The 22556-nt window shown below is 47.7% G+C and carries 21 protein-coding genes; 10 read left to right on the forward strand and 11 right to left on the reverse strand.

Going from position 1 to position 22556, the window contains the following annotated elements:
- The first annotated feature begins 149 nt into the window (after positions 1-149).
- Positions 150-671, forward strand: a complete 522-nt coding sequence (locus tag D515_RS09495) for a GNAT family N-acetyltransferase (protein WP_039849864.1) — start codon at positions 150-152, stop codon at positions 669-671.
- A gap of 8 nt (positions 672-679) precedes the next feature.
- Here D515_RS09495 and D515_RS09500 read toward each other — a convergent pair whose 3' ends face one another.
- Positions 680-1135: an Lrp/AsnC family transcriptional regulator gene (locus tag D515_RS09500; RefSeq protein ID WP_002538050.1), complete on the reverse strand. Its 456-nt coding sequence runs from the start codon at positions 1133-1135 to the stop codon at positions 680-682.
- Between the two features lie 146 nt (positions 1136-1281).
- Between D515_RS09500 and D515_RS09505 the strand changes: the two genes are divergently transcribed.
- On the forward strand, positions 1282-2256 hold the full coding sequence (locus D515_RS09505; protein ID WP_039849852.1) for a DMT family transporter: 975 nt from the start codon (positions 1282-1284) through the stop codon (positions 2254-2256).
- A gap of 285 nt (positions 2257-2541) precedes the next feature.
- A complete protein-coding gene (locus D515_RS09510; protein WP_002538054.1) occupies positions 2542-3780 on the forward strand; it encodes a hypothetical protein in 1239 nt (412 codons plus the stop codon).
- Positions 3781-3853: 73 nt separating this feature from the next.
- On the opposite strand, the gene D515_RS09515 is transcribed toward D515_RS09510, so the two are convergent.
- The 7 genes from D515_RS09515 to D515_RS09545 all read right to left on the reverse strand — a co-directional run bounded on the left by D515_RS09515 (position 3854) and on the right by D515_RS09545 (position 11406).
- On the reverse strand, positions 3854-4351 hold the full coding sequence (locus tag D515_RS09515; protein ID WP_039849853.1) for a GNAT family N-acetyltransferase: 498 nt from the start codon (positions 4349-4351) through the stop codon (positions 3854-3856).
- Between the two features lie 92 nt (positions 4352-4443).
- Positions 4444-4983, reverse strand: coding sequence for an outer membrane beta-barrel protein (locus tag D515_RS09520; RefSeq protein ID WP_002538056.1), 540 nt, complete (start codon positions 4981-4983; stop codon positions 4444-4446).
- 312 nt (positions 4984-5295) lie between these two features.
- Complete coding sequence (locus D515_RS09525) at positions 5296-6681, reverse strand: ABC transporter ATP-binding protein (protein WP_039849854.1); 1386 nt, start codon at positions 6679-6681, stop codon at positions 5296-5298.
- Positions 6656-7465 carry an ABC transporter permease gene (locus D515_RS09530; protein WP_002538058.1) on the reverse strand — a complete coding sequence of 270 codons (810 nt, stop codon included), beginning with the start codon at positions 7463-7465 and terminating at the stop codon, positions 6656-6658. Before D515_RS09530 ends, D515_RS09525 begins: the two co-directional genes overlap by 26 nt.
- On the reverse strand, positions 7462-8397 hold the full coding sequence (locus D515_RS09535; RefSeq protein ID WP_002538059.1) for an ABC transporter permease: 936 nt from the start codon (positions 8395-8397) through the stop codon (positions 7462-7464). Before D515_RS09535 ends, D515_RS09530 begins: the two co-directional genes overlap by 4 nt.
- A gap of 2 nt (positions 8398-8399) precedes the next feature.
- Positions 8400-9986, reverse strand: coding sequence for an ABC transporter substrate-binding protein (locus D515_RS09540; protein ID WP_002538061.1), 1587 nt, complete (start codon positions 9984-9986; stop codon positions 8400-8402).
- Positions 9987-10596: 610 nt separating this feature from the next.
- The gene (locus tag D515_RS09545) at positions 10597-11406 is read right to left on the reverse strand and encodes a sulfite exporter TauE/SafE family protein (RefSeq protein WP_002538062.1); all 810 of its coding nucleotides are present in this window, start codon (positions 11404-11406) and stop codon (positions 10597-10599) included.
- Between the two features lie 249 nt (positions 11407-11655).
- On the opposite strand from D515_RS09545, the gene D515_RS09550 reads away from it, so the two are divergent.
- The 4 genes from D515_RS09550 (at position 11656) to katG (ending at position 16877) form a co-directional block, all read left to right on the forward strand.
- Positions 11656-12630, forward strand: coding sequence for a DUF1852 domain-containing protein (locus tag D515_RS09550; RefSeq protein WP_002538063.1), 975 nt, complete (start codon positions 11656-11658; stop codon positions 12628-12630).
- Positions 12631-12675: 45 nt separating this feature from the next.
- Positions 12676-13704, forward strand: coding sequence for a methionine synthase (locus D515_RS09555; protein WP_002538064.1), 1029 nt, complete (start codon positions 12676-12678; stop codon positions 13702-13704).
- 318 nt (positions 13705-14022) lie between these two features.
- The gene (locus tag D515_RS09560) at positions 14023-14355 is read left to right on the forward strand and encodes a PepSY domain-containing protein (RefSeq protein ID WP_002538066.1); all 333 of its coding nucleotides are present in this window, start codon (positions 14023-14025) and stop codon (positions 14353-14355) included.
- Between the two features lie 344 nt (positions 14356-14699).
- The gene (katG, locus tag D515_RS09565; RefSeq protein WP_002538067.1) at positions 14700-16877 is read left to right on the forward strand and encodes a catalase/peroxidase HPI; all 2178 of its coding nucleotides are present in this window, start codon (positions 14700-14702) and stop codon (positions 16875-16877) included.
- Positions 16878-16968: 91 nt separating this feature from the next.
- Here katG and D515_RS09570 read toward each other — a convergent pair whose 3' ends face one another.
- Entirely contained in the window at positions 16969-17892 is a 924-nt protein-coding gene (locus D515_RS09570; protein WP_002538068.1) for a DMT family transporter, read from the reverse strand.
- A gap of 121 nt (positions 17893-18013) precedes the next feature.
- Here D515_RS09570 and D515_RS09575 point away from each other — a divergent pair, with 121 nt between their 5' ends.
- Positions 18014-18919 carry a LysR family transcriptional regulator gene (locus D515_RS09575; RefSeq protein ID WP_002538069.1) on the forward strand — a complete coding sequence of 302 codons (906 nt, stop codon included), beginning with the start codon at positions 18014-18016 and terminating at the stop codon, positions 18917-18919.
- A gap of 143 nt (positions 18920-19062) precedes the next feature.
- Here D515_RS09575 and D515_RS09580 read toward each other — a convergent pair whose 3' ends face one another.
- Complete coding sequence (locus D515_RS09580; RefSeq protein ID WP_002538071.1) at positions 19063-19995, reverse strand: LysR substrate-binding domain-containing protein; 933 nt, start codon at positions 19993-19995, stop codon at positions 19063-19065.
- Between the two features lie 220 nt (positions 19996-20215).
- On the opposite strand from D515_RS09580, the gene D515_RS09585 reads away from it, so the two are divergent.
- On the forward strand, positions 20216-21172 hold the full coding sequence (locus D515_RS09585; RefSeq protein ID WP_002538072.1) for a threonine ammonia-lyase: 957 nt from the start codon (positions 20216-20218) through the stop codon (positions 21170-21172).
- Between the two features lie 13 nt (positions 21173-21185).
- Positions 21186-22145: an ornithine cyclodeaminase gene (locus tag D515_RS09590; RefSeq protein ID WP_002538074.1), complete on the forward strand. Its 960-nt coding sequence runs from the start codon at positions 21186-21188 to the stop codon at positions 22143-22145.
- 120 nt (positions 22146-22265) lie between these two features.
- Here the strand turns inward: D515_RS09590 and D515_RS09595 are convergent, their stop codons facing one another.
- Positions 22266-22544: a helix-turn-helix domain-containing protein gene (locus tag D515_RS09595; protein WP_160167787.1), complete on the reverse strand. Its 279-nt coding sequence runs from the start codon at positions 22542-22544 to the stop codon at positions 22266-22268.
- Positions 22545-22556: the final 12 nt, after the last annotated feature.

Genomic DNA, 22556 nt, shown 5'->3' on the forward strand with positions numbered 1-22556 from the left:
CAGTAAATGCGGACCGCGTAGGTCGCTTTTAACCATAACTAGGGGGTCGAATGGTCAACAAATGATGATATCTATCTAGTTGGGTGTACATTTTCTTTGTGGTACTGAATAATCATCTAAAAATTAGTGAGTTAAGAAGTGGGTTTAAATTGAATAGCCAACCTAACATTGATACTGAACGCCTCACCCTTCGCCCGTTTGCAGAAGAAGATAGTGAAATCGTTGCTCAATTAGCGGGCGATAAACGCATTGCCGATATGACCGCCAATATTCCCCATCCGTATGAATTGCATATGGCTGAGTCTTGGATAGCTACCCATCAAAGCCAGTGGGAGTCTGGAAGGGGTGTCGCCTATGCGGTCACGTTGAAGAGCAATCAACAGCTTATCGGTACCGTCAGTTTTCCCAGCATTGAAGAGGACGTAGGCGTTCTAGGTTACTGGATAGGCGTGCCTTACTGGGGCAACGGTTATGCCTATGAAGCGTCGCGTGCCTTGGTGGATTTTGCGAAAGAACACCTCGGCATGAGGTATTTGGAAGTCATGCACCTGGAAGAGAACCAGCAGTCCCAGTCTGTGATTAACAAACTGGGTGTGAAATATACTGACACACGAACCAATCGCATGCAGGGCAAAGAACGTCGAGTGAAGTATTACCGTACTAAACTCTAGCCGCGCTATTAGACATAAATCGGCAACGCCCCACGGTCTTTCACTTTACGAATCGCGAGCTGTGTATGAATGTCTTTTACGTTTTGTAGGCATTGCAGTTTACGGGTGAATTGCTCGTAGCCGGAGAGATCTTTGGCAACCACTTCCAGTAGGTAATCATAAGCACCAGACACCACGTGGCAGCTGACGACTTCCTGCATATCACCAATCGCTTGTTCAAAATCATCTACTGATGTCACTTGGTGATTGTTCAGGCTGACTTCCACAAACATTGTCATGGCTATGCCGACTTTATCCCGCGTTAACGAAGCGTGATAACCCGCGACAATCTTTTCTTTCTCCAGCCTTTTAATACGTCTTGCGCAAGGGGAGGGGGAAAGACCAACTAAATCCGCAAGTTCTGCGGTTGTCAGTCTCGCGTCCTTTTGCATCAGCTCCAGAAGCTGTTTATCAATACGATCCATGTGTGCACGCTTTTACTCATCAAGATTTTTGGAAATATTAGCGGAAACCATCAATTATTGTGTAATTAATATAGAAAGTTGCCAACTAACGCTAATCGCTGTGCCAGATAATAGCCATTCAACATCAAGGACAGAGATGAACAGTGATGGCTTCGAGCGCAAAAAACAGGACGACACAGGGCAAGACGGCAGGTTACTTGTCGATGATGGCAACGCTATTGGTTTGGGCAGGTTTTTTCCTCTCTCTAAAAGGCGGCGCGAATTCAGATTTGCTGCCTGCTGATCTGGCACTCATGCGCTTCCTGGTTCCCGCTCTGTTACTGACTCCTTTTGTCTATCAGGCACGAAAGCAAATCGTAGCTATTCCGGCCAAATATATGCTGGGTATGTTTGTCGGAAGCGGGCTACCGTATCTTCTGGTGGCAAGTAACGCGATGCAATATGTCCCAGTTTCTCACGGTAGTGCGCTTGTGCCGGGTACTTTACCTTTGTTTGTCACCGCCATTGCAGTGCTCTTTTATCAGCAACCATTAAGCTCACACCGCAAACTTGGACTTGCCGCAATAGCGATAGGCACTGCTCTGTTTCTCGTAAGCAATATCAGTAGTTCGCAAGGTATCTATGACTGGGCGCAATCCAAAGGGCATTTGCTATTTCTGCTAGGTAGCTTGGTGTGGGCTATTTTCACGATCAGTGCGCGGGTAGCGAACCTGAATGCTCTCGCTTGTTCTGGCGTGTTAGCCATCATGTCTTGCTTGGTTCTGTTTGTGGCGATCACTGTTGGATGGTTGCCGAGCACACTCCATCAAACCTCAGTATCACAATGGCCATGGCAGCAAGTGTTTACCCATACCTTGTTGCAAGGTGTCGGGGCAGGGATAGTGTCGTCTTGTACTTATCTGTATGCCGTTAAACAACTCGGGGCAGAGCGAAGTGCAGCATTCGGCAGTGCGACACCAGTGATCGCGACTTTGCTGGCTATTCCCATCTTCAACGAAGTGCCGGATGCAATGACTATGTCCGCGCTGGGGTTTGTTTGCGTCGGGAGTTTGGTGGCAAGCAATATTTTTATGAAAAACGATACGTCATTGAACTATCAACCACCTATGTATCAAAAATAATACGTAATAAACAGAAAACTAGATAAGAATAATTAGTCGATTAAAGTGTGCTTGAAGTGATTATTAGAATCCATAAAACCAAATATATAGTGAATTTCATATGATTGATATCTTGGGTAGTCATGCTGCTTTCTAACATAATTATCAAATCAATATATTTAGATTCTTATTGTCTCAAAAGTGAGTCGATGGATGTCATTTTGAATGTGGTTTCATAATTCCCGATGCTGATACTGCGTCTCATATATAAAGGTATTTGGCACTTATAATATTTTTGAGGGAATTATGGACAATATCTGTAAAGGACTACGAATTGGAGTTGCACTGGTAACACTGGTTTCAGGTGCAGCTTTGGCTGAACCAAGTAAAGCGATCCTGGAAGGTTTTATCACTCGTGGTGATGTCGGTAAATCGATTGGCGAAAGAAATGGTTACGACAAGCCTGGTAAGGAAGATAAAAACAAGCCTACTGATTGGACAAAGTATGTAGACGGTGTAGTGATTCAGGCTGAGTGGGCGACTCTCGAACCTGAAGATGGCGTTTATGATTTCCAATTGATTGAAGACGCCTTAAATGACATCAAAGACTATAACGAAGCTAATGGCGTGAATTTGGGCGCTAAGTTAAGAGTGTTTGCTGGCCAGTATAGCCCAGACCATATCCTGGATAACCCGGATATCGGGTCGACTTACGTTGCCTATGCTGAGGTAGGAAAAGGTCGAGACGGTATGCTGCCGCACTTCTGGAAAGATGCATTTCTAGACAAATATAAGGCATTACATCAAGCACTTGCTGAAGAGTTTGATGCCAAGCCAGAAGGCGATGAAGACCATGTGCGCAATGAAATCCTCAGAGAGATCTCAATTACCGCCTGCATGATGAAAAGTGCTGACATGCACCGTGCAGAGAATGGCGACAACTATGTGGATCGTAACGATGGCTTAACGAATATCGGTGTACTGATGTCTGCCGGGCTGACGTTTGAAGAAGACTTTAGCTGCCAGAAAAAGCAAATAAACATCGTTGCAAACGCATGGGAAAACACATGGGTATCTGTTGCCCGCGCACACTTCAATGACTATTCAAACCATGCAGGGATTGCTCCGCCAGAGGGTGAAAAACTTACGGAAGACTGGCCGCTTGCTAAGGATAAAATGAGAAAAATTGTCAATACGTGCCGAAAAAATGATAACTGCATTATTGGCAACAACAGTTTGGAACATAAAGAAACTAAAGATAACAATGCCGCATTCTTTGATGACACCAATGCGATCTATTATGTTGCCCAAAACTATTTAAATGAGGGAAAGAAAAAAGCCCCTGTCTATTTCCAAACTGTCGTGAAAGTTCAGAGTGATGAAAACGACAATGAAACGAAACTGCATCGAGTCATTGAAAGCGCGATGGAAGCATCTGATGTAAGCATGATTGAGCTTCCGACTTTGAAAGCGTTAAAGCAATACAAGGACGGATACCTTTCTGGTAATAAAATGCAGACAGTCAGGAGTGAACTGAAAAAATAACTCATTCGAGTTAGTCTCCTCAGCAGAGGCGACTTCGGTCACCGAGTTAGTATGCCGGCAGTTAACAACCAGGTTATCTGCCGGTATGTTTTTGGTATTGTACAAATTGGCAATCTTTTCCACTGACTTCACAACCAAGTTTTTCGAACAGGGCAATGGAACGAACGTTGTCATTATCGATATCAGCGATCAACGCCTTAACACCCACTGAGCCAGCAAACCCAAACAGAAGCGGCAATGCTTCAGACATCAAACCCTTGTTCCAGTGAGCAGCGTTTAATAAACAACCGACTTCGCATTCAGAGCGGTCTTCGCTAAAACTATGCAATTCGCAGGTCCCAATTACTTTGTTTGAAGCTTTCTCAACAATCGCCCATTCAAAGGATTCTTCTGTGGCTTCCAATCGAGCCACGCTTTCAAGCATTTGATGAACCATTTCAATTGAGGTGAACACAGGGTCAGACGCAAACTCCATGACTTGCTCGTTACCATAGATCTCAAATAAATCGTTGGCATCAGAGTGAGCGATAGAGCGCAATACTAGGCGATGGCTAGATAAAACGGGCTTCATTAAATCTCGAAGAGGGCTTGATAGGTGGGTGGATATCAAAACAAGTCAGACTCAGTCAAAACTGACCGAATCTGACCCTAAGACGATTTGATTTAGAAGTTATAACGCGCAGTCAGCAATACGCCTTGAATCGACAGGTCTACGTCATTGAAATCGCCGGTTTGGTAACGATAGCCGATGCCAACATCCAATTGGTCGAACATATACCCCAGCTCGAAGCCTGCCTGATAAGCCAACTCAGTTTGTGAGCGGGAAACGCCGTAAATATTGGTTTGAGCTTTAATTCCGCCGACACCCAGGATCAAAGCACTGTAGAGATTGTTTCCTGGCTCAACCCATTTTGGTCTTAAGTTGAAATAGTAGGCTTCGCCGTCCATGGAAACATCTTGCGCGAATTCCGCTTTACCGAAGTGTTGGTATTCCACTTCCAGCCCAAGCTCCATGCCCGTTGAAATTTCCAGACCGTATCCAACAAAACCGCTCAGGCCGAATGCGTTATTTTCGTCCACCTTAAGATCGTTGTATTTCAACTCGGTATCGTCGTAAACGGAGAGATTGGTGCCTGCATAGAAGTAGTTGTCAGCAAAGGAATGGCAGCTAAAAAGGAGTAAAGCAACAAAGAGTCTTTTCATCGGTAAACCACATGTCATTTTGGAAGAGCGGGAGAGTTCGATGTTATCCAACGGCTAAAAGCGAGTGGCTGAAGTCTCCCTGACTTCATAGAGAATCAGTCGGTGAATTTAACATTGGGTGAAAAGATGCATATTCGAAGCGAGTCTCAATTGTGGATGAATCAAGATTGTTTCATGAATTAAATCATAGGATTGGAACTTATAACGCACAAAGGCAGTGGATACCTATTCAATGGTAAGCAAAGCTTGTAGAGAAAAACGGGGCGACTAAGCGAGGCCCCGTTTGGTTGAAAGCGTCGGAGGTTTGAGTGACTAGCTCATCTTAATCACCGAATCGCAGCGCTTTTCGACAAGGTGTTTATCATGACTCACAAGCAAAAGCGCACACCCTTGTTCCTTCGCCAAAGTGATCAGCACATCGGTGACCTCCATAGCAGTGATAGGGTCGAGTCGCGATGTCGGCTCGTCAGCAAACAAAAACACAGGCTCGAGCAATAACGCGCGCATGATGGAAAAACGCTGCAACTCGCCGCCTGAAACTGAAAGGCTGTTCCTTTCGAGCAGTTCCGATGCGAGGTTTAGCTTATCCATTAGTGGCGGGATTTTGGTGCGATCGAGATTGTGCAGCGAAACCAAATCTTCCAGCAAAGTACCCAGAGTGACGCTCGAAGTGACCGCAGAGGGCGGGTCCTGAAACAATTTTTGCCACTGATAAGGTGCCGTGTTTGGCGTCCGTTTGGAGATAGAGCCTTTCACGGCAGGCAGCAAACCCAGTAAGGTATCGCCCAAGGTGCTTTTGCCGCACCCACTGTCACCTACAACACCCATCACTTCTCCAGCATGGAGTGTGAAAGACAAATCGTCCGCCAGTGCTTTGCCGCCCCGCCCAATGGATAGCGATTCAGCGCTAATCACAGGATCAGTAAAAGGATTGGCATCGGTATGTTTATTCCAATGTAACGGGTCAGCGGCTATCAGTGCTTTGGTGTACTCATGCTGAGGGTTCTCAAGTACCTGAGAGGACGAGCCTTTTTCCAGTAGCTCACCGCTTCTCATCACCATGATGTCTCCCTGTAACTGGCGGGCAACTTCAATATCATGGGTAATGGTCAGCAGACCTCCACCTTGAGCACTTTCTCTAAGCAAGCGAGTGATATCGTCACGACGGCTGGCATCGAGACCTTTGGTGGGCTCATCAGCCAGAATGAGTTTAGCGCCGCCAGCTTTCGCAGCGACAACGGCTAAACGCTGAGCCATACCGCCTGAAAGTTCGCCCGGCCTCTTCATCGCACTTTCTTTCAATCCGACTGCATCGAGATCTTCAATGGCGATGTTGAAAGCGGCTTCAGGACTATTACCGTGCACACATTCATACACTTCTGAAACCTGTTGATAGCCGCGCATCAGCGGGTCCAGTGACCGCCAAGGCTCTTGCGGCAGCATAATGATTTCCTTTCCCCAAAGTGCTTTCAGCGCATCCCCTTCAAGCTGTTGTTCCAGAATTTCCACGTCGCCGTGCTGAGAGAGTGTCTCGGGTAAAGTTCCAATAATGGCCTGTGCTAACAGACTTTTTCCTGAACCTGTTTCACCGAGAATCGTTAACGGCCTGTCTTGATACAAGGTTAACGAAACGGGTTGGATCAATAGGGTATCTCCAACCGTTATTGAAAGATCATTCAGTTGAATCAGCGGTTTCACGACCTGCCCCCGTAAGTAGATGAAAACCCAATACCAGCAGTGCAACGGCAACCAATGGCTGCGCGAGTGCCCAAGGGGAATTGACGGAATAAGGGAATAGCTCGACGCTCATTAAGCCAAGTTCAGCAAGGGGCGGTTGAATACCGACAGCAACGAAGCCGAGCGATGCCATCATAAGAACCGCGTTAGCGCCGCCAAATGCTGCCATGGTCATTACTGAAGGAAGAATGGCTGGCAGGATATGGCGTTTAAACTGATACCACTTCCCAAATCCCATCATGGCGGAAAGTTGTCTTTCTGGGCTGCCTACTTGTGCGCGGGTAATGGCACGGGTGACTCGGTAATACTCAACCCACTGAACCAGCGAAATAGCGAGGTACAGCATGACGAACGAGCCTGGAGCGATAGCAGCCAGCAGCAATACCAGAACCAATCCCGGCAAAGCCAACAGCGTATTGACGACGATATCCAATACTTGCTCCACTTTGCCGCCAGCCCAGGCGGAAAGCACACCAAGACTGACACCCAGTACGGAAGCGGTGATGACACACAACACGCTCAGCGAGAAAGACAAGCCAATCGCGCTGGCTAATCGAGTCGCCATGTCGCGGCCAAAATGGTCAGTGCCGAGCCAATGCTCACTGCTGGGTGCCATCAAGGTTGCCGAGAGATTCTGCTGGTCAATTGAATAGGGCGAGAGTAAACCGGTCAATAGTGAAAAGCCGAACAGGAACAACAAGATCGAAATACCTGCTTTTTGGCTGACAGATAATGTTTTAATCATTGTTCTTGTCGCCCCCTTGGATCAATCAAATAGCAGGCGATATCAATCAGGCCATTCAACGCTACAAACAAAACTCCCATGGTGAGTGCACAGCCCTGAATCACGGGAATATCGCGGGCAAAAATAGCGTGTGCTAAACCGTGCCCGACGCCCGGCCAAGAGAATAGCGATTCGATCATCACTATCCCTTCAATCACAGCGACTAACTGAATGCCGATAAACGCCACTACTGGCACCGCCATATTGCGAACGCCATGGCGCAAAAACGTCTGCGATTCGGTTAAACCTTTAATGCATGAAAATTGATAGAGGGTAGAACGAAACACCTTGAGTGCGCTGACATGCACGACACGGTTAGATACCGCGGCCAAGCTAATAGCGAGCGTGAGGGCAGGCAAGACTAAATGCTGCCAGGTCCCAAAACCTGCGACTGGAAGAACCGTGAAGTTCATGGCGAAGACCAAAATCAGCACCAAACCCAACACAAAAACAGGCAACGCTTTGGTGAAGGTCGAAAGCCAGACAAGCGTGGTATTGACGGCTCCCCCTTTTTTGGCAGACCAGATACCGAGGGGAATGGCAATCAGCACAGAAAGGGAAATGCCTGCTACTGCCAGCAACAACGAATACCCCAATTGATGCGCGACTTCACCGCTCACAGGTAAACCACTCACCAGAGAGTTCCCAAGATTGAACTGGAGCAAGTCAGTCAGCCAACTGACGTAACTGCTAAACCAGCCTTGGTCGAGGTTAAGTTCATTACGCACTAACTCTGCGGCGTTGGAATCCACATTATCCTGACCATAACGACTGGCGGCAATGCGATACGCCATGTCACCCGGAAGGCTCCTCATCATAATGAACGTGAGGGTGCCAACCCCCCACGCTACAAGAACAAGCTGGATCAGCCGCTTTTTAATCAGCGAAATCATGATCACTTAATGTCCATTTGATTGATAAAGTAGTCGCGTTCGAACGGGTCGAAACTGAAGTTGGCAACACGACTGTTGACCGATGTGTGTTGGCTGTAGCTCGCAATCGGCAGCACAGGGTAATCGTCATGAATAGCCTTCGCGACTTTTTGACTGAGCATCAGGCTTTTTTCTGCATCCCGCGTTTGCACCAGCTCCGCAATCGCGGCGTCAACGTCGGCGTTTTGCCAGTTCATGGTGCCCCAATCACCGCCACCATTAGAAAAATCGGTGCTGATGATAGGCAGAGGATCTGCGATAAAACCAAAGTTACGTGCAATCAACGCGACTTCCAGTGAGCCATCCGTATGACCGGCAGGGATCATACTTGAGTTGGTAATATCTACTTTTAAATCCACACCAAGCTCAGCCCATTGCGCCTGAATGGCAGTTGCGACTGTAGCAAGCTCAGGACGGTCCGCATAAGTGATCAGTGTCAATCTGAAAGGTTTGCCATCGCGCTCCAGCACGCCGGCTTCGTTTAACTCCCAACCAAGACCTGCAAGTAACGCTTTTGCTTCGCTCAGGTCATATTCTTGATTGGTGACACCATCGAGATACCACTTGGACATCGAGCTAGGAAGCAGTTGCGCGGTTTCAGAACCTTCTGCATAAAGTACATTCTTTGCAATGCCACTGCGGTCAATCGCCATACTAAGTGCTTTACGTGCTTCGGTTTCTTTCAAGAATGGATGCCCATTGTTGAGCTTCACAAACAGCGTTCGAGGGATGAGGTTACTATGAACGTTAACCTGATCCGCGCCATCAAGTTGCGGGAGCATAGATGGGTCGAGTGTGAAAACAATGTCTGCTTCACCGGATTTCGCTTGCAGGATCCGGCTTTCCGCGCGGTGACCCGTCAGATAAGAAGCAAAGGGGATGTTGGCATTATCGCCCCAGTAACCATCAAACCTCTTCACCAATAGCTTATGCGGTGGTTGGAAGTTAGCCATTTCATAAGGGCCTGTACCATACAGGGTTTCAACTTGACCATCTTCCTTGAAAGAAGAGGGTGCCACGATAGCTGTTGAATAGTTGGTCAGCAAGGCAGGGAAGGCGACATAAGGTTCATTCAGTTGGAACACAACCTGATTGTTGCCCAACGCATCAATGCTTTTGATAGAGGCTTTACCCAGCGTACCGTGTTTAGCCAAAGACTGGTTTAAGCTGTTTACTACAGCCTCGATATCCATTGGCGTACCATCATGAAAGGTCACGCCATCTTTAATGGTGAGCGTCCAATCCAATCCGTTGTCGCTAACTGTCCATTCTGAAGCTAGTCCCGGCGTGATGTTACCGTTTTGGTCAACGTTCAATAATGTCTCAATCACCTGCATACGGGTGAGAATGTAGCCTTGTTTAGAAGGGTCCAAGCTGGTTATCTCCCAAGGACCACTGATGGACAAGGTGTTGGATTTATCTTGTGTCAGTTCCGTTGTTTTTTGCCCTGAAAACCAGAACGCAGCACCCGCAATAACAACTGCGGCGAGCACGCCCAGTCGAACCATTTTCTTCTTCTTTGCCACATTGGCGTACGAAATTTCAGTCATAACAGCCCCTAACGTATTCCTTAACGTCATAAAAAATTGAGTGATGTATTACATGTATTAAAAGGAGAGTGCTTTAGGATACTGGGGGAGAGCGGGTTCTCGGGCGAACACTTGCCGTTCTCAATGTGGTTTTATCTTCGAATGACCTAACTGGTTGAGGTTCCGGCAAAATCAAAACGTCCGAGTCAGCGTGCAAAACAGCGTGATGAATCGACTCATAGATCGTGCATTGATGTCCTGCGTGAATGTCTTCATGGTGTTCCAATGCATGGAGCACAGAAACCGTGCTCAATCCAAAAGCCAGGACAAGAAGCAAAAACACCCAAAACTGTTTCCCTTTAAGACTTTGAAAAGAAAGCACTATATCGAATTCTGCTGACATTAATTGTTATGATATAACAATTTCAAGAGGTGTACTGAACCATTAGAGAGGTTATTTATTGATTGAATTATTAAAAATACAAATTAATGTAAATGAGAATCAATCGCAAATAAAAGAGAGCGGTAACTTTGAAAAGAGACCCAGGAAAAGAAGCTAAAAAGGAAGCAAAAGGCAGGTGGAGAGAAAACAAAGGGAAAGATACCGACGATCTTTCCCCCTTAGTTTCGTTTAACGTAGCGCCATATTCGCCGCCATCGCCAACAAAAGTAGCGCGAAGACTTTCTTTATCGTGGCAACAGGCAAGGTTTGGGTCGCCTTCGCGCCTAATGGCGCAGTGAACCAAGACGTGCAGACGATACCCAGCAGCGCAGGTAAGTACACAAATCCAGCGAAACCGTCGCTCAATGCAAAATGGGCACTGCCAGACGTTATATAACCTACCGAGCCAAACAAAGCGATAACGATGCCACAGGCTGACGCACAACCAATCGCTTTCTTCATGTCGATAGAAAAGAAGCTCAACATAGGCACCAAAAGGGCGCCACCGCCGATACCAATCATGGCCGACAGGCCACCGACAATCGTGGTGAAGAAAGTCAGTAGGGGTTTGTTTGGCAGTTTACGCTCAGCGTCATCATCGCTCTTGCCGCTGAAAATCATCTTCAATGCAATGAGTACCACACTCACCGCAAACACCATGCGAACAATTTGCTCAGGTAACAAGGCGGCCAGAAAACCGCTGATAAGTGCGCCAAGCGCCACCCCAGTCATGATCCAAGGGGCCAAATCCCAAGGAACATTACCGTTTTTATGATGAGCGATAGCCGAAGAAGTAGAAGTAAAGAGTATCGAGGCTAATGAAGTCGCGATGGCCGCAACCACGACCTGCTGTGCTGGCAATACGTCAAAGTGAAGCAAAATCACGCTGAGAATTGGCACAATCACCAACCCGCCGCCAATACCTAACAATCCTGCCAGAAAACCTACGCCGCTGCCGAGCAGCGCACAATATATAAACAATAAAAGCAAATCACTCATCCATTTCATCTCTGCTTATTTTCAAGAGGCTGAAATCCTACACGAACAAATAAAAATAGATCATGAAGATTTCTCATGATGAAGGTGAAGGAAAAGAGTTTTCATTAAATCCATGAGGCACGTATAAATCTCACTATGCAAGTATCACTGAAAAACAGTGAATACGACTGACTGGGAAAGTGACAATCAAAAATAAAGCCCAGTAACAGTAAGGAATTAAGTCAGCTTTAGATCAGGAACCCGATCACCATGAATAAGAATTTTACGTTCGCGATTAACAGCATTAGTTTTGATGAAAACTATCAGCCAAAAGACAATACCCGAATTACCACTAACTTCGCCAATTTAGCGCGAGGAGATAGTCGTCAGAGTAATCTGCGCAATGCACTGCGAATGATTGATAACAGCTTTAACTCTCTCGCTAATTGGGATAACCCAAAAGGCGATCGTTATTCTGTTGAATTGGAAATTATCTCCGTTGATATGGATATCGAAGGCAGTGGTGAGGCATTCCCGTCTATTGAGATTCTGAAAACCAACATTCTTGATCGTCAAACCAACGAGCGCATTGAAGGTATTGTGGGTAACAACTTCTCATCTTATGTGCGTGATTATGATTTCAGTGTTCTGCTTCTTGATCACAACAAGGGCCAGCCTAAGTTCAGCATCCCAGAGAACTTTGGCGAGCTACATGGCAAGCTGTTCAAACACTTCGTGAACTCAGAGGCTTACAAGCAAAACTTCAAGAAGCCGCCAGTGATCTGTTTGAGCGTGTCAGACAACAAAGTCTACAGTCAGACAGAAAACCAACACCCGGTGCTGGGCGTGGAATATCTGCCAAATGAGTCTTCACTCACCGAGCAATACTTCAAGAAAATGGGCCTTCAGGTTCGCTACTTTATGCCGCCAAACAGCGTTGCACCTTTAGCTTTCTATTTCTTTGGCGATTTGCTGAATGATTACACCAACCTTGAGTTAATCAGCACCATTAGCACCATGGAAACATTCCAGAAAATCTATCGCCCTGAAATTTACAATGCCAATGCAGTGGCCGGAAAATGTTATCAGCCAAACTTGAAAAATGCTGACCACTCTTTAACGCAAATTGTATATGACCGTGAAGAGCGCAGTCGATTAGCGATTGAACAAGGTAAGTTTGCAGAAGAAAACTTCATCAAGCCTTACCAAAATGTTCTTGAGCAATGGTCTGCGAATTACGCCTAATTACGATCAAACAATAACAAATAAAGAGAAAAGACAGCATTTATTATGAAAATACTATTACCGACTTCAACAGCAGGAAGCTTACCGAAACCTTCGTGGTTGGCAGAACCAGAAAAACTATGGTCACCATGGAAATTAGAAGGTGATGCATTAATTGATGGCAAACAAGACGCGCTTCGTGTGGCATTGCAGGAACAACAAGTCGCAGGCGTAGATATTGTCAGCGATGGCGAACAAACACGACAGCACTTCGTGACGACGTTTATTGAACATTTAAATGGCGTTGATTTTGAAAAGCGCGAAACCGTGACAATCCGAAACCGCTATGAAGCGAGTGTGCCTTCAGTAGTCGGGCCGGTTTCCCGTCCAAAGTCCGTGTTTGTAGAAGATGCCAAGTTCCTGCGTAAGCAAACCGACAAGCCAATCAAATGGGCGCTACCCGGTCCTATGACCATGATTGATACCCTTTACGATGGCTACTACCAAGATCGCGAAAAGCTCGCGTGGGAATTTGCGAAAATCCTGAACCAGGAAGCGAAAGAGTTGGAAGCCGCCGGCGTGGATATCATCCAATTCGATGAGCCTGCATTTAATGTCTTCTTTGATGAAGTGAACGAGTGGGGCATTGCCACGCTGGAACGCGCCATCGAAGGGCTGAAATGTGAAACCGCTGTTCACATCTGTTATGGCTACGGCATTAAAGCCAACACCGACTGGAAAAAGACGCTGGGTTCAGAGTGGCGACAGTACGAAGAAGTCTTTCCAAAGCTGCAGCAATCCAACATCGATATTATCTCGCTGGAATGTCATAACTCCCGCGTGCCAATCGAGCTGTTATCGCTTATCCGCGGTAAAAAAGTCATGGTAGGTGCCATTGATGTGGCGACAAACACTATCGAAACTCCGGAAGAAGTGGCTGACACGCTGCGCGAAGCGCTGAAATATGTTGATGCCGATAAACTCTACCCATGCACCAACTGTGGTATGGCACCGCTTTCCCGCGAAGTGGCAACAGCCAAGCTCAATGCACTGAGTGCAGGTGCGGAAATCATCCGAAAAGAACTCTCTGCTTAAACTAAATATTGGTAGAGAAATTTAAGACAGACACAGCAAGTCAATACATGTTGTGCCCAATTCACAACATCTTATGTGTCTGTCTTTTTCTATTATTTTCAATTACTTCAATCGCTTAAGTGCTTTCTCTTCCTCTGTAAGCACACTGTGGAAAAATGTGAAAAAGCGCTTTCACATTTTTTTCACACCACGTCTTTTAATCTGCCATTGATGATACGAGGCATTGCCCATTTTTGCTGAAGGCGCTCTCAGGAACTCAAACCTTCAACACCTCATGAGGCAAGGTACTTTGATTAAAATGGAATTAAGGACAGACAAATGAAAAAACTGATTTTAGGTAGTGCACTTCTGGCTTCTGTGGGCGCATTCAGCGTTTCCAGCTACGCAGCAGACGCCAAATTGATTACTGAAGAAGCGGCAATCAAAGCAGCGCTGGCGGAAGTGGGTGTTGAAGTGCTAGGTATCCGTTTTGACGAACCAGATACTCAGTGGGACGTGTTTGTAAGATCTGGCGAGCAAGCTTACGAAGTGGAAGTTGATGCAGTCAGTGGCAAAATCGTAGCCGCTGAAAAAGAAAGCCTGGCAGAAATCCAAGCAGAGCTTTCAGGCGACCTTTCACATGAAGGTGTGGCTGGCGATACAGATAAATGACGTAGATAAATAATGTCATTGGCTGCTTCATGCCCTACGTGAAGTGGCCTTTTTCTCAATATCCAAATTTTTACTCGCTTCCACCGGCACAGACCAGCTCCAAACACCCACTCACACTCCCCCTGCCTAAGCAAGCAGCACTTCCTTTACGACAGAATACTAACGAATACAGTGTATTAAAAGTGTCCAAAACCCCTCCAAAAATTAACTTAGATCAAGCCAATTGCAGGTATAGGAAAAAGCAATTGTTACCATTATCAATAAGGGATTATTTTTGATGCATTGCTGAGGTAAGTAGCAGACTACCTTTAAACCAAAAGAGACAATAAACAAAAGGCGGGATTATGGACAATAAACACAATGCATCAGGAAAATGCCCTGTAGTACATGGCGCAATGACAAGTACCGGAACCTCAAACGTGGCCTGGTGGCCGAAGGCGCTCAACCTGGACATCCTCCATCAGCACGACAACAAATCTAACCCTCTTGGTGAAGACTTTGATTACCGAGAGGCACTCAAAACGCTTGATGTAGAAGCGCTGAAAACTGACCTGAAAGCGCTGATGACAGAAAGTCAGGAATGGTGGCCTGCCGATTGGGGTCACTACGGCGGTTTAATGATCCGCATGGCGTGGCACTCAGCAGGTTCATACCGTATCGGTGATGGCCGCGGTGGTGCGAGCACAGGTAACCAGCGTTTTGCTCCCCTGAACTCATGGCCAGACAACGCCAACCTGGATAAAGCACGCCGCTTGCTTTGGCCTATCAAACAAAAGTACGGCAATAAAATCAGCTGGGGTGATCTGATGATCCTGGCGGGTAACATGGCTTATGAGTCCATGGGTCTGAAAACCTTTGGCTTTGCGTTTGGCCGTGAAGATATCTGGCACCCAGAAAAAGACATCTATTGGGGATCAGAGCAAGAGTGGCTGGCACCAAGCGGCGGTGAGAATGGTCGCTACGCGGCAGAAGGCGAGCGCGATCTGGAAAACCCACTGGCTGCCGTGATGATGGGGCTTATCTACGTTAACCCAGAAGGGGTAGACGGTAACCCAGATCCTCTGAAAACCGCGCAGGATATGCGTGTGACATTTGCTCGCATGGGCATGGATGATGAAGAAACCGTTGCGCTGACAGCAGGCGGCCACACCGTAGGTAAAGCACACGGTAATGGCGATGCGGCAAATCTGGGCCCAGCGCCAGAAGGCGCAGATATCCATGAGCAAGGCTTTGGTTGGCAGAACCACACGACCCGCAGCGTGGGTCGCGACACCGTCACCAGTGGTATTGAAGGGGCGTGGACGACCAACCCAACGCAATGGGACAACGGCTTCTTCGACATGCTGTTGAAGCATGAGTGGGAACTGACTAAGAGCCCCGCAGGTGCGTGGCAGTGGAAACCTGTCGATATTAAAGAAGAAGACAAGCCGGTAGACGTGGAAGACCCAAGCATTCGTCATGACCCATTGATGACAGATGCGGACATGGCGCTGAAAATCGACCCGGATTACCTCAAGATTTCAGAGAAATTCCACGCTGACCCGGCTTATTTCTCAGAAGTCTTCGCACGTGCCTGGTTCAAACTGACGCACCGTGATTTGGGGCCTAAATCTCGCTATGTAGGTCCAGATGTACCGGCAGAAGATCTGATTTGGCAAGACCCAATCCCAGCAGGTAAAGCGGATTACGATGTTGCAGCTGTCAAAGCGAAAATCGCAGAAAGCGGTCTGTCTATCAGTGAAATGGTATCTACTGCGTGGGACAGCGCACGCACCTTCCGTGGCTCTGACAAACGTGGTGGTGCAAACGGCGCACGTATCCGCCTTGCGCCTCAGAAAGACTGGCAGGGCAACGAACCCGAGCGTCTGGCAAAAGTGCTGTCTGTGCTTGAGCCAATCGCGGACGAGTTCGGTATCAGCGTCGCAGACGTGATTGTGCTGGCGGGTAACCTGGGTGTGGAGCAAGCCGCGAAAGCTGCTGGTTTCGAACTGGAAGTGCCATTCGCAGCAGGTCGTGGTGATGCAACGGCAGAACAAACTGATGTGGAATCCTTCGCTGTGCTGGAACCGCTGGCAGATGGTTTCCGCAACTGGCAGAAACAGCACTACGCTGTCGCGCCAGAAGAAATGCTGCTGGACCGTGCACAGCTGTTGGGCTTAACCGCACCAGAGATGACAGTGCTGCTGGGTGGTATGCGTGTTCTGGGCACCAACCACGGTGACTCTGCACACGGCGTATTTACAGATCGCGTCGGCACCCTGAGTAACGATTTCTTCGTGACCCTGACCGACATGAACTATGCGTGGAAACCAACGGGCCGTAACTCTTACGACATCGTTTCACGTAAGAGCGGCGAAGTGAAATACACCGCAAGCCGTGTTGATTTGGTGTTCGGTTCAAACTCCATCCTGCGTGCGTATGCAGAAATCTACGCGCAGGACGACAGCAAAGAGAAATTCGTGAAGGACTTCGTTGCTGTATGGACCAAAGTGATGAACGCAGACCGTTTCGACATCGCTTAAACCCAGTTCATGATGCAATAAATGAAAATACCGCTCCTTGTGAGCGGTATTTTTTTATCTGAAATCAGTAAAGACCTCAAATACGCAAACATCAGGCTGAATGGTTTTCCGTGCTATGGGAGACAAGAGCTGAGCTGGTTTCCTTGGCTCGCCCATCACTATCACTATCCATTGGTAATGGTATGCCTTCATATCGAATCAACCCCGCCAGCAAAATCAGTGTGGTTGCCATTAGGTCGTTCATGCGTAATGCATCACCCAGAAAAAACCACCCTAACCCTAACGCAAACACCACTTCACAGCTGCTGACCATGGTGGTTTTCTCCATATCCGCTAGCTGCGCGCCGCGTGAAAACAAGTATTGGGGCAGGGCCGCAGAAAGCACGCCGAGTGCCAAAACAAGCCCCAGTTGCTCAAGCGTAGAGGGCAACGAAAACGCCTGTTGGCTAAACAGCGTAATAGGCACAAGGACGACAACATTCCCCAACAAGGCCGCGAACATTCTGGCTGCGGCATCGTGATTTTTCTCTGGCAGAGAAAACATATTGATCACCACTGCAAACGACGCGGGTGCAGCAAGACAAACCAACAAATCTAACCAGGACGCATTGAAACCCTGAGCGTCTTGCATGACGCCGACAGCGATAGCGATCAGCATGGCCGCGATCATCCGGTTGCGGCTCATGGTTTTGTTGAAGCAAAGCCAGCCCAGCAAAATCGCGAACATGGGGTAGGCGTAATACGTCAAAATCACCGTATTGGGTTCGAGCTTGGTCAGGCTTGTCATAAAGGCCAACATGCCAATGGCCGAAAGCCCACCGACCGCCGCGAAACGGAGAAACTCGCCATCAAACACCGGGCGCTTTTTCATCAAAAGCAACATCAAGAGTGTTGGGATAGCAAAGCGGTACAGAGTGATAGAATCCGCCGAGAATCCCTGACTCAATAACAACTGCGCCAGCAATGGATTAGAGCTGAATCCGAAAGCGGCTGCCAGTACCATCCAAATACCCATGATATGTCTTCCTCCTTCTTTCCAAAGAACTGCGCTTTTAAACAACCACGGGAGAATACTAGTCGTTATGATGTAGAATTATTAATGAATTAATCTAACTATACATAAAAGGAATGCATGTATGAGGCTGGAGATCCGCCATTGGCAGTTGCTTGATGCGATTGGAAAATACGGCAGTCTAGGTGCAGCCGCAGACGTTCTGGGCGTGACCCAACCCGCCATGAGTCATCGGCTTGCCGAAGCCGAGCGTCGGTTAGGCAGCGCGATCTTCGAGCGGGATGGACGAAAACTCAAACCAACTCCCGCGGGACAAGCGCTGATCCAAACGGCATCATCCATCCTACCCGAGCTATCACGGGCAGAAGACGAATTCGAGCGCACCGCTGCCAATGCCAGTCACCTAGTGCGAATAGGGATTGCAGAATACTCCGCCTATCATTGGGTACCGGGGTTTCTGAAATCGCTCGCGTTCAGCAGAGAAAAGCTGCAAATCGATTTTGTAGCGGCAGCAACCCGAGAAGCCGAAGCGACCCTGATAACCGGAAAAACCGACATCATCATTTCTCCGGCGCGCTCAGAGAACCCCGCTTTGAATTGCAAACCCCTGATGGAAGATGAACTGGTGCTGATGACACATCCTGATCACCCTCTGACTTCCAAACCGTGGATAGAAGCGCAGGATCTGGTGAATGTGGATTACCTCACTTACAGTCTGGATGCGCTTCCCGGCTTTGAATACGAGCGCTTTATCCGGCCATCCGGCATTCGTATTTCTAACATGCAAGTGGTGGAAATGACCGATGCCATAGTGGAAATGATTGCCGTCGATTTAGGTGTGAGTATTCTTTCCCGCTGGGCGCTGAAACGGTCAATAAAACAGGCGCTGGTGGTAGCAGTATCAGTCACCAAGCAAGGACTCCCGTTAACCTGGTACATCATCAGCCGTAAATCAGACAGTAAGAACGAAGCCATCAAGACCGCGGCTGAATCCTTGGAGCAATGGTTTTCGTTGAACGAGTCGAGTTAGGTCTTTAGGCCAATTGTTTAATTATATCGGGCAGCGTTTGTGGGGGGACTTTCTCCTTCGTTATCGGCTTCTCATGTATGTCAGCTAAACATCGAAGCCTCTGCCTTGTATAAAGTCCCCAGAAACTGCTGCAAAAATCATCATCAAAGGTCAACAGACCTTAGGACCAACTCTGGAAAATCTTCTGGAAGCGCGGTCATTAACCAGTTTTGAAAGGTTTCAGCCTCTACAGACAGCGGGCGCTTTTTGGGGTGTACAATGAAGTAACGAAACGCAGTAAAAGTCGGCATTTCAAACAAGCAATGCAGCTTGGATGAGGTGAGATAAGGCAGAGCCAAGGTATGTTTAGTTACCGCAACACCTTGACCCGAAATCGCCGCCTCCAGTACAAAGATAGCGTCATGAACATCTATTTTTGATGCCAACTTACTAATATTCTGGGTTTTATCATCGGTAAATCGCTGGATCGCCTGGTTAACATCTTCAATATCCTTGGCGTGATAGCCTAACCAGGGCAGCGAGAGCGCATACTCTGAGAGATTTATCCCTGCACCTTCTGCTAACAATGAAGGTGCAACTACAATGACAATTTTGTCATGAAGAATTGGCGTTGTTGTCATTCCAGGGTAATTGCCAAGGCCAAATCTCAAAGAGAGATCCACCTCGGTGTTGGTTTCATTCGTGGGAATGTTGCTTGAGTGAACTCTAACCCGTATCTCAGGGTGAAATTTCTTGAAATCTGGAAGCCTGTGGATCAACCACTTTGCCATTGAAGGAATCACTGAAATGGTCACCAGCTTTTCACGGTTTAAGGTTTCAAGTGCGTCGAGCCCTTCGGTAAAACAGACCATTCCGTTGTCAATGAAAGGGTAGAACAGCGCTCCCTTTTCGGTAAGTTTGATGGTTCTGCCAACCCGCTCGATCAGTTGCACCTGTAACCTTTCTTCAAGGTTTTTTATTTGCTGGCTAACCGCGGACTCGCTGATGTGAAGTGTTTTAGCCGCCTGCTGAATACTTTGGTATTTCCCTACTGCTGCGAATACGCGCAGTGCGTTCATTGATGGAAAGCTAGGCATCGTTATCGGCAGTGTCCTTAAATTAGGTTTTGTTTCATTTCGTCCTCACATTTAAGTTTTTCTAAAGTGTTTGTGCAAGAAACCCTAATTGTTTTCGTGCTGTTGGTCTCTAGACTTTCAAGGGTAAGGACGATTGGAAAGCGCATCGAGAATGATGCGGAATATACCCAAATAATCCAAAGGTGCGGATTTAGCGCCGGCACAAACAAGGAGACGGAAAGTGAATCACCAGATGTTGATGGATGCGAAACGAAACATCGCACCTTATATGGGCGCAACACCCATGCTGTCTTCGCTTTTGCTCGACAAACAACTCAAAGGAAAGGCTTTGATTAAGGCGGACAGTTTGTGTCCGACAGGCGCCTTTAAACTGCGCGGCGCGATCAATGCGGTTTGCTGTTTGACCAACGAGCAGAAAAAAGCTGGTGTGGTTGCGTTCTCAACAGGTAATCACGCGCAGGCTGTGGCTTATGCGGGACAGCTATTTGGGGTGAAAAGTGTGGTCATTATGCCGAAGACAGCTAACGCGATAAAAATTGAAAACACACGCTTGCTGGGTGCCGACGTTGTGCTGTTTGACCCGGAAAATGAAACCAGAGAGGCTTTGGCTGAGAAGTATCAGAACGAGTACGGAATGACGCTGATTCGGCCTTATGACCACCCAGAGGTCATTGCCGGTCAGGGGACAAGCGGGCTTGAGATGGTCGACTATTGCCTCCTTCATCAAATCTCTCCGGACTATTGTTACGTTCCCGCTTCTGGCGGCGGCTACATTGCGGGTGTTTCGATTGCTATCTCCAAGTCATTTCCGCAGTGTGAAATTGTTGGCGTTGAGTCTGAGGTTTCGCGACCCTGGTACCACTCCATGCTCAATGGGGAGCGGACACATGCGGCACAGCAGCGCCCTTCAATATGTGATGCTATTTTGCCGCCACACCCAATGCCTGGTGAGCTGACATGGCCGATTGTTAAGGGCAGTGTGAGCCGATTTGTAGCCGTGTCCGACGAAGAGGTGCTCACCTCAATGAAAATACTCCAATCTTATCTGGGGCTTGCTACCGAGCCTTGTGGCGCGATCACACTTGCTGCGGCCTTGGTTGATAATCAAAGGCTAGAAGGCAAAAGTGTCATCTGCGCTGTGAGTGGCCGAAACCGCGATTTTTCCGTGAACCTCTGAAGGCGACAGAAATATGATTGTATTGAATGAACCAGAAATCCGTGATGCCGTTGTTCTGACGAGCGCAGTCGTCTATGAAATGGGGGCGGCTTTTCAGTCGGGGGAGGCCAGTTTTTCCTGTCAGCCTCCGGTCCAACAGATGATGCTGGAGCCATTAAATGGGCTGCTATGTGTCAAATCGTTTTACTCGGCGGATCAAACCCATTTCGTTGTCAAAATGGCAGGAAATTATCGGCTAGACGGAGGCGGTGTCTCCCAAACTCATGGCATGAATGCGCTATATCATTCGACGTCAGGCCAGTTACATGCTGTGCTTGCTGATAATGGGTATCTTACTCAAATTCGCACTGCGGCTGCGGGCGGGTATGCCGTTGATCTACTGGCACCGGAAAACATCGATGTCGCAGTGATTGTGGGTACTGGAAGGCAGGCGAGAATGCAGCTTTCTGCCTTGCTACTGGTGAGACGCCCGAGTGAAATTCGATGTTTTGGCAGAAGTGCAGCAGGTCTCAAAGGTTTTGCTGACTGGGCAAACGAAACTCACCACATAGACATCCAGTGTTACGGCGATGAAAGCGCAGCATTAGCAGAAGCAGATTTGGTGATCACTGCAACGACCAGTCGCACGCCGGTCCTCCACAGAAAGGTTGTTCTCGGGGAAGGTAAACAGCGCGATCGACTGATTATCGCCATGGGGTCTGACAGTAAGGAAAAACGAGAACTTGAAGAGGCCTTAGTGTTGGAAAGTGATCGTTGGATATGCGATGACATCAGTCAGTCTTTGACTTTGGGTGAGCTAAAAGGCATATCAGAACAGGAGATAGATGAGGTCATCAAGCCTATTTCACTGGAAAAGGTTGGCCGTGGTGCGGTAAAGGGACTGACAATCTGCGATTTAACCGGTGTCGCCAAATTAGACTTAGCGATCTCGGAATATTGTCTGGCAAGAGTCTCCGAATCGGCATTGGCTTAACAGGCGTGGCTGAAGATTCTCCATTGCTGAAAACATCCTTACGCTTGGCTTCGTCTCTCACCTTGGTGAATCGGTACTTCGCGTTTTGCCAACAGAGAGTGAAGCCAACGGACAACAGAATTAGAATGCGGACTCATTTTCTGCAGCGACTCTGTTAGTACTAAAACGTTTTCTAAACTCGGTCGGTGTCAGGCCAAATTCACGCAAGAACACCTTCCGAAAAGCACTGATATCTTGATATCCCACTTCATAAGAAATCTCGGTAATCCCTTTCCCTGTTAGCTCAATTAATTGGCAGGCATGGTGAAGGCGTAATTTCTGCAAGTATTGGATGATGGTAAGCCCGACAGCGGCCAAAAAATACAACCCGAAAGTCATTGAAGAGTGCTGTTGCACCATTGACTCTATCGC

The organism is Grimontia indica (genome assembly GCF_000333895.2).
Classification (GTDB): Bacteria; Pseudomonadota; Gammaproteobacteria; order Enterobacterales; family Vibrionaceae; genus Enterovibrio; species Enterovibrio indicus.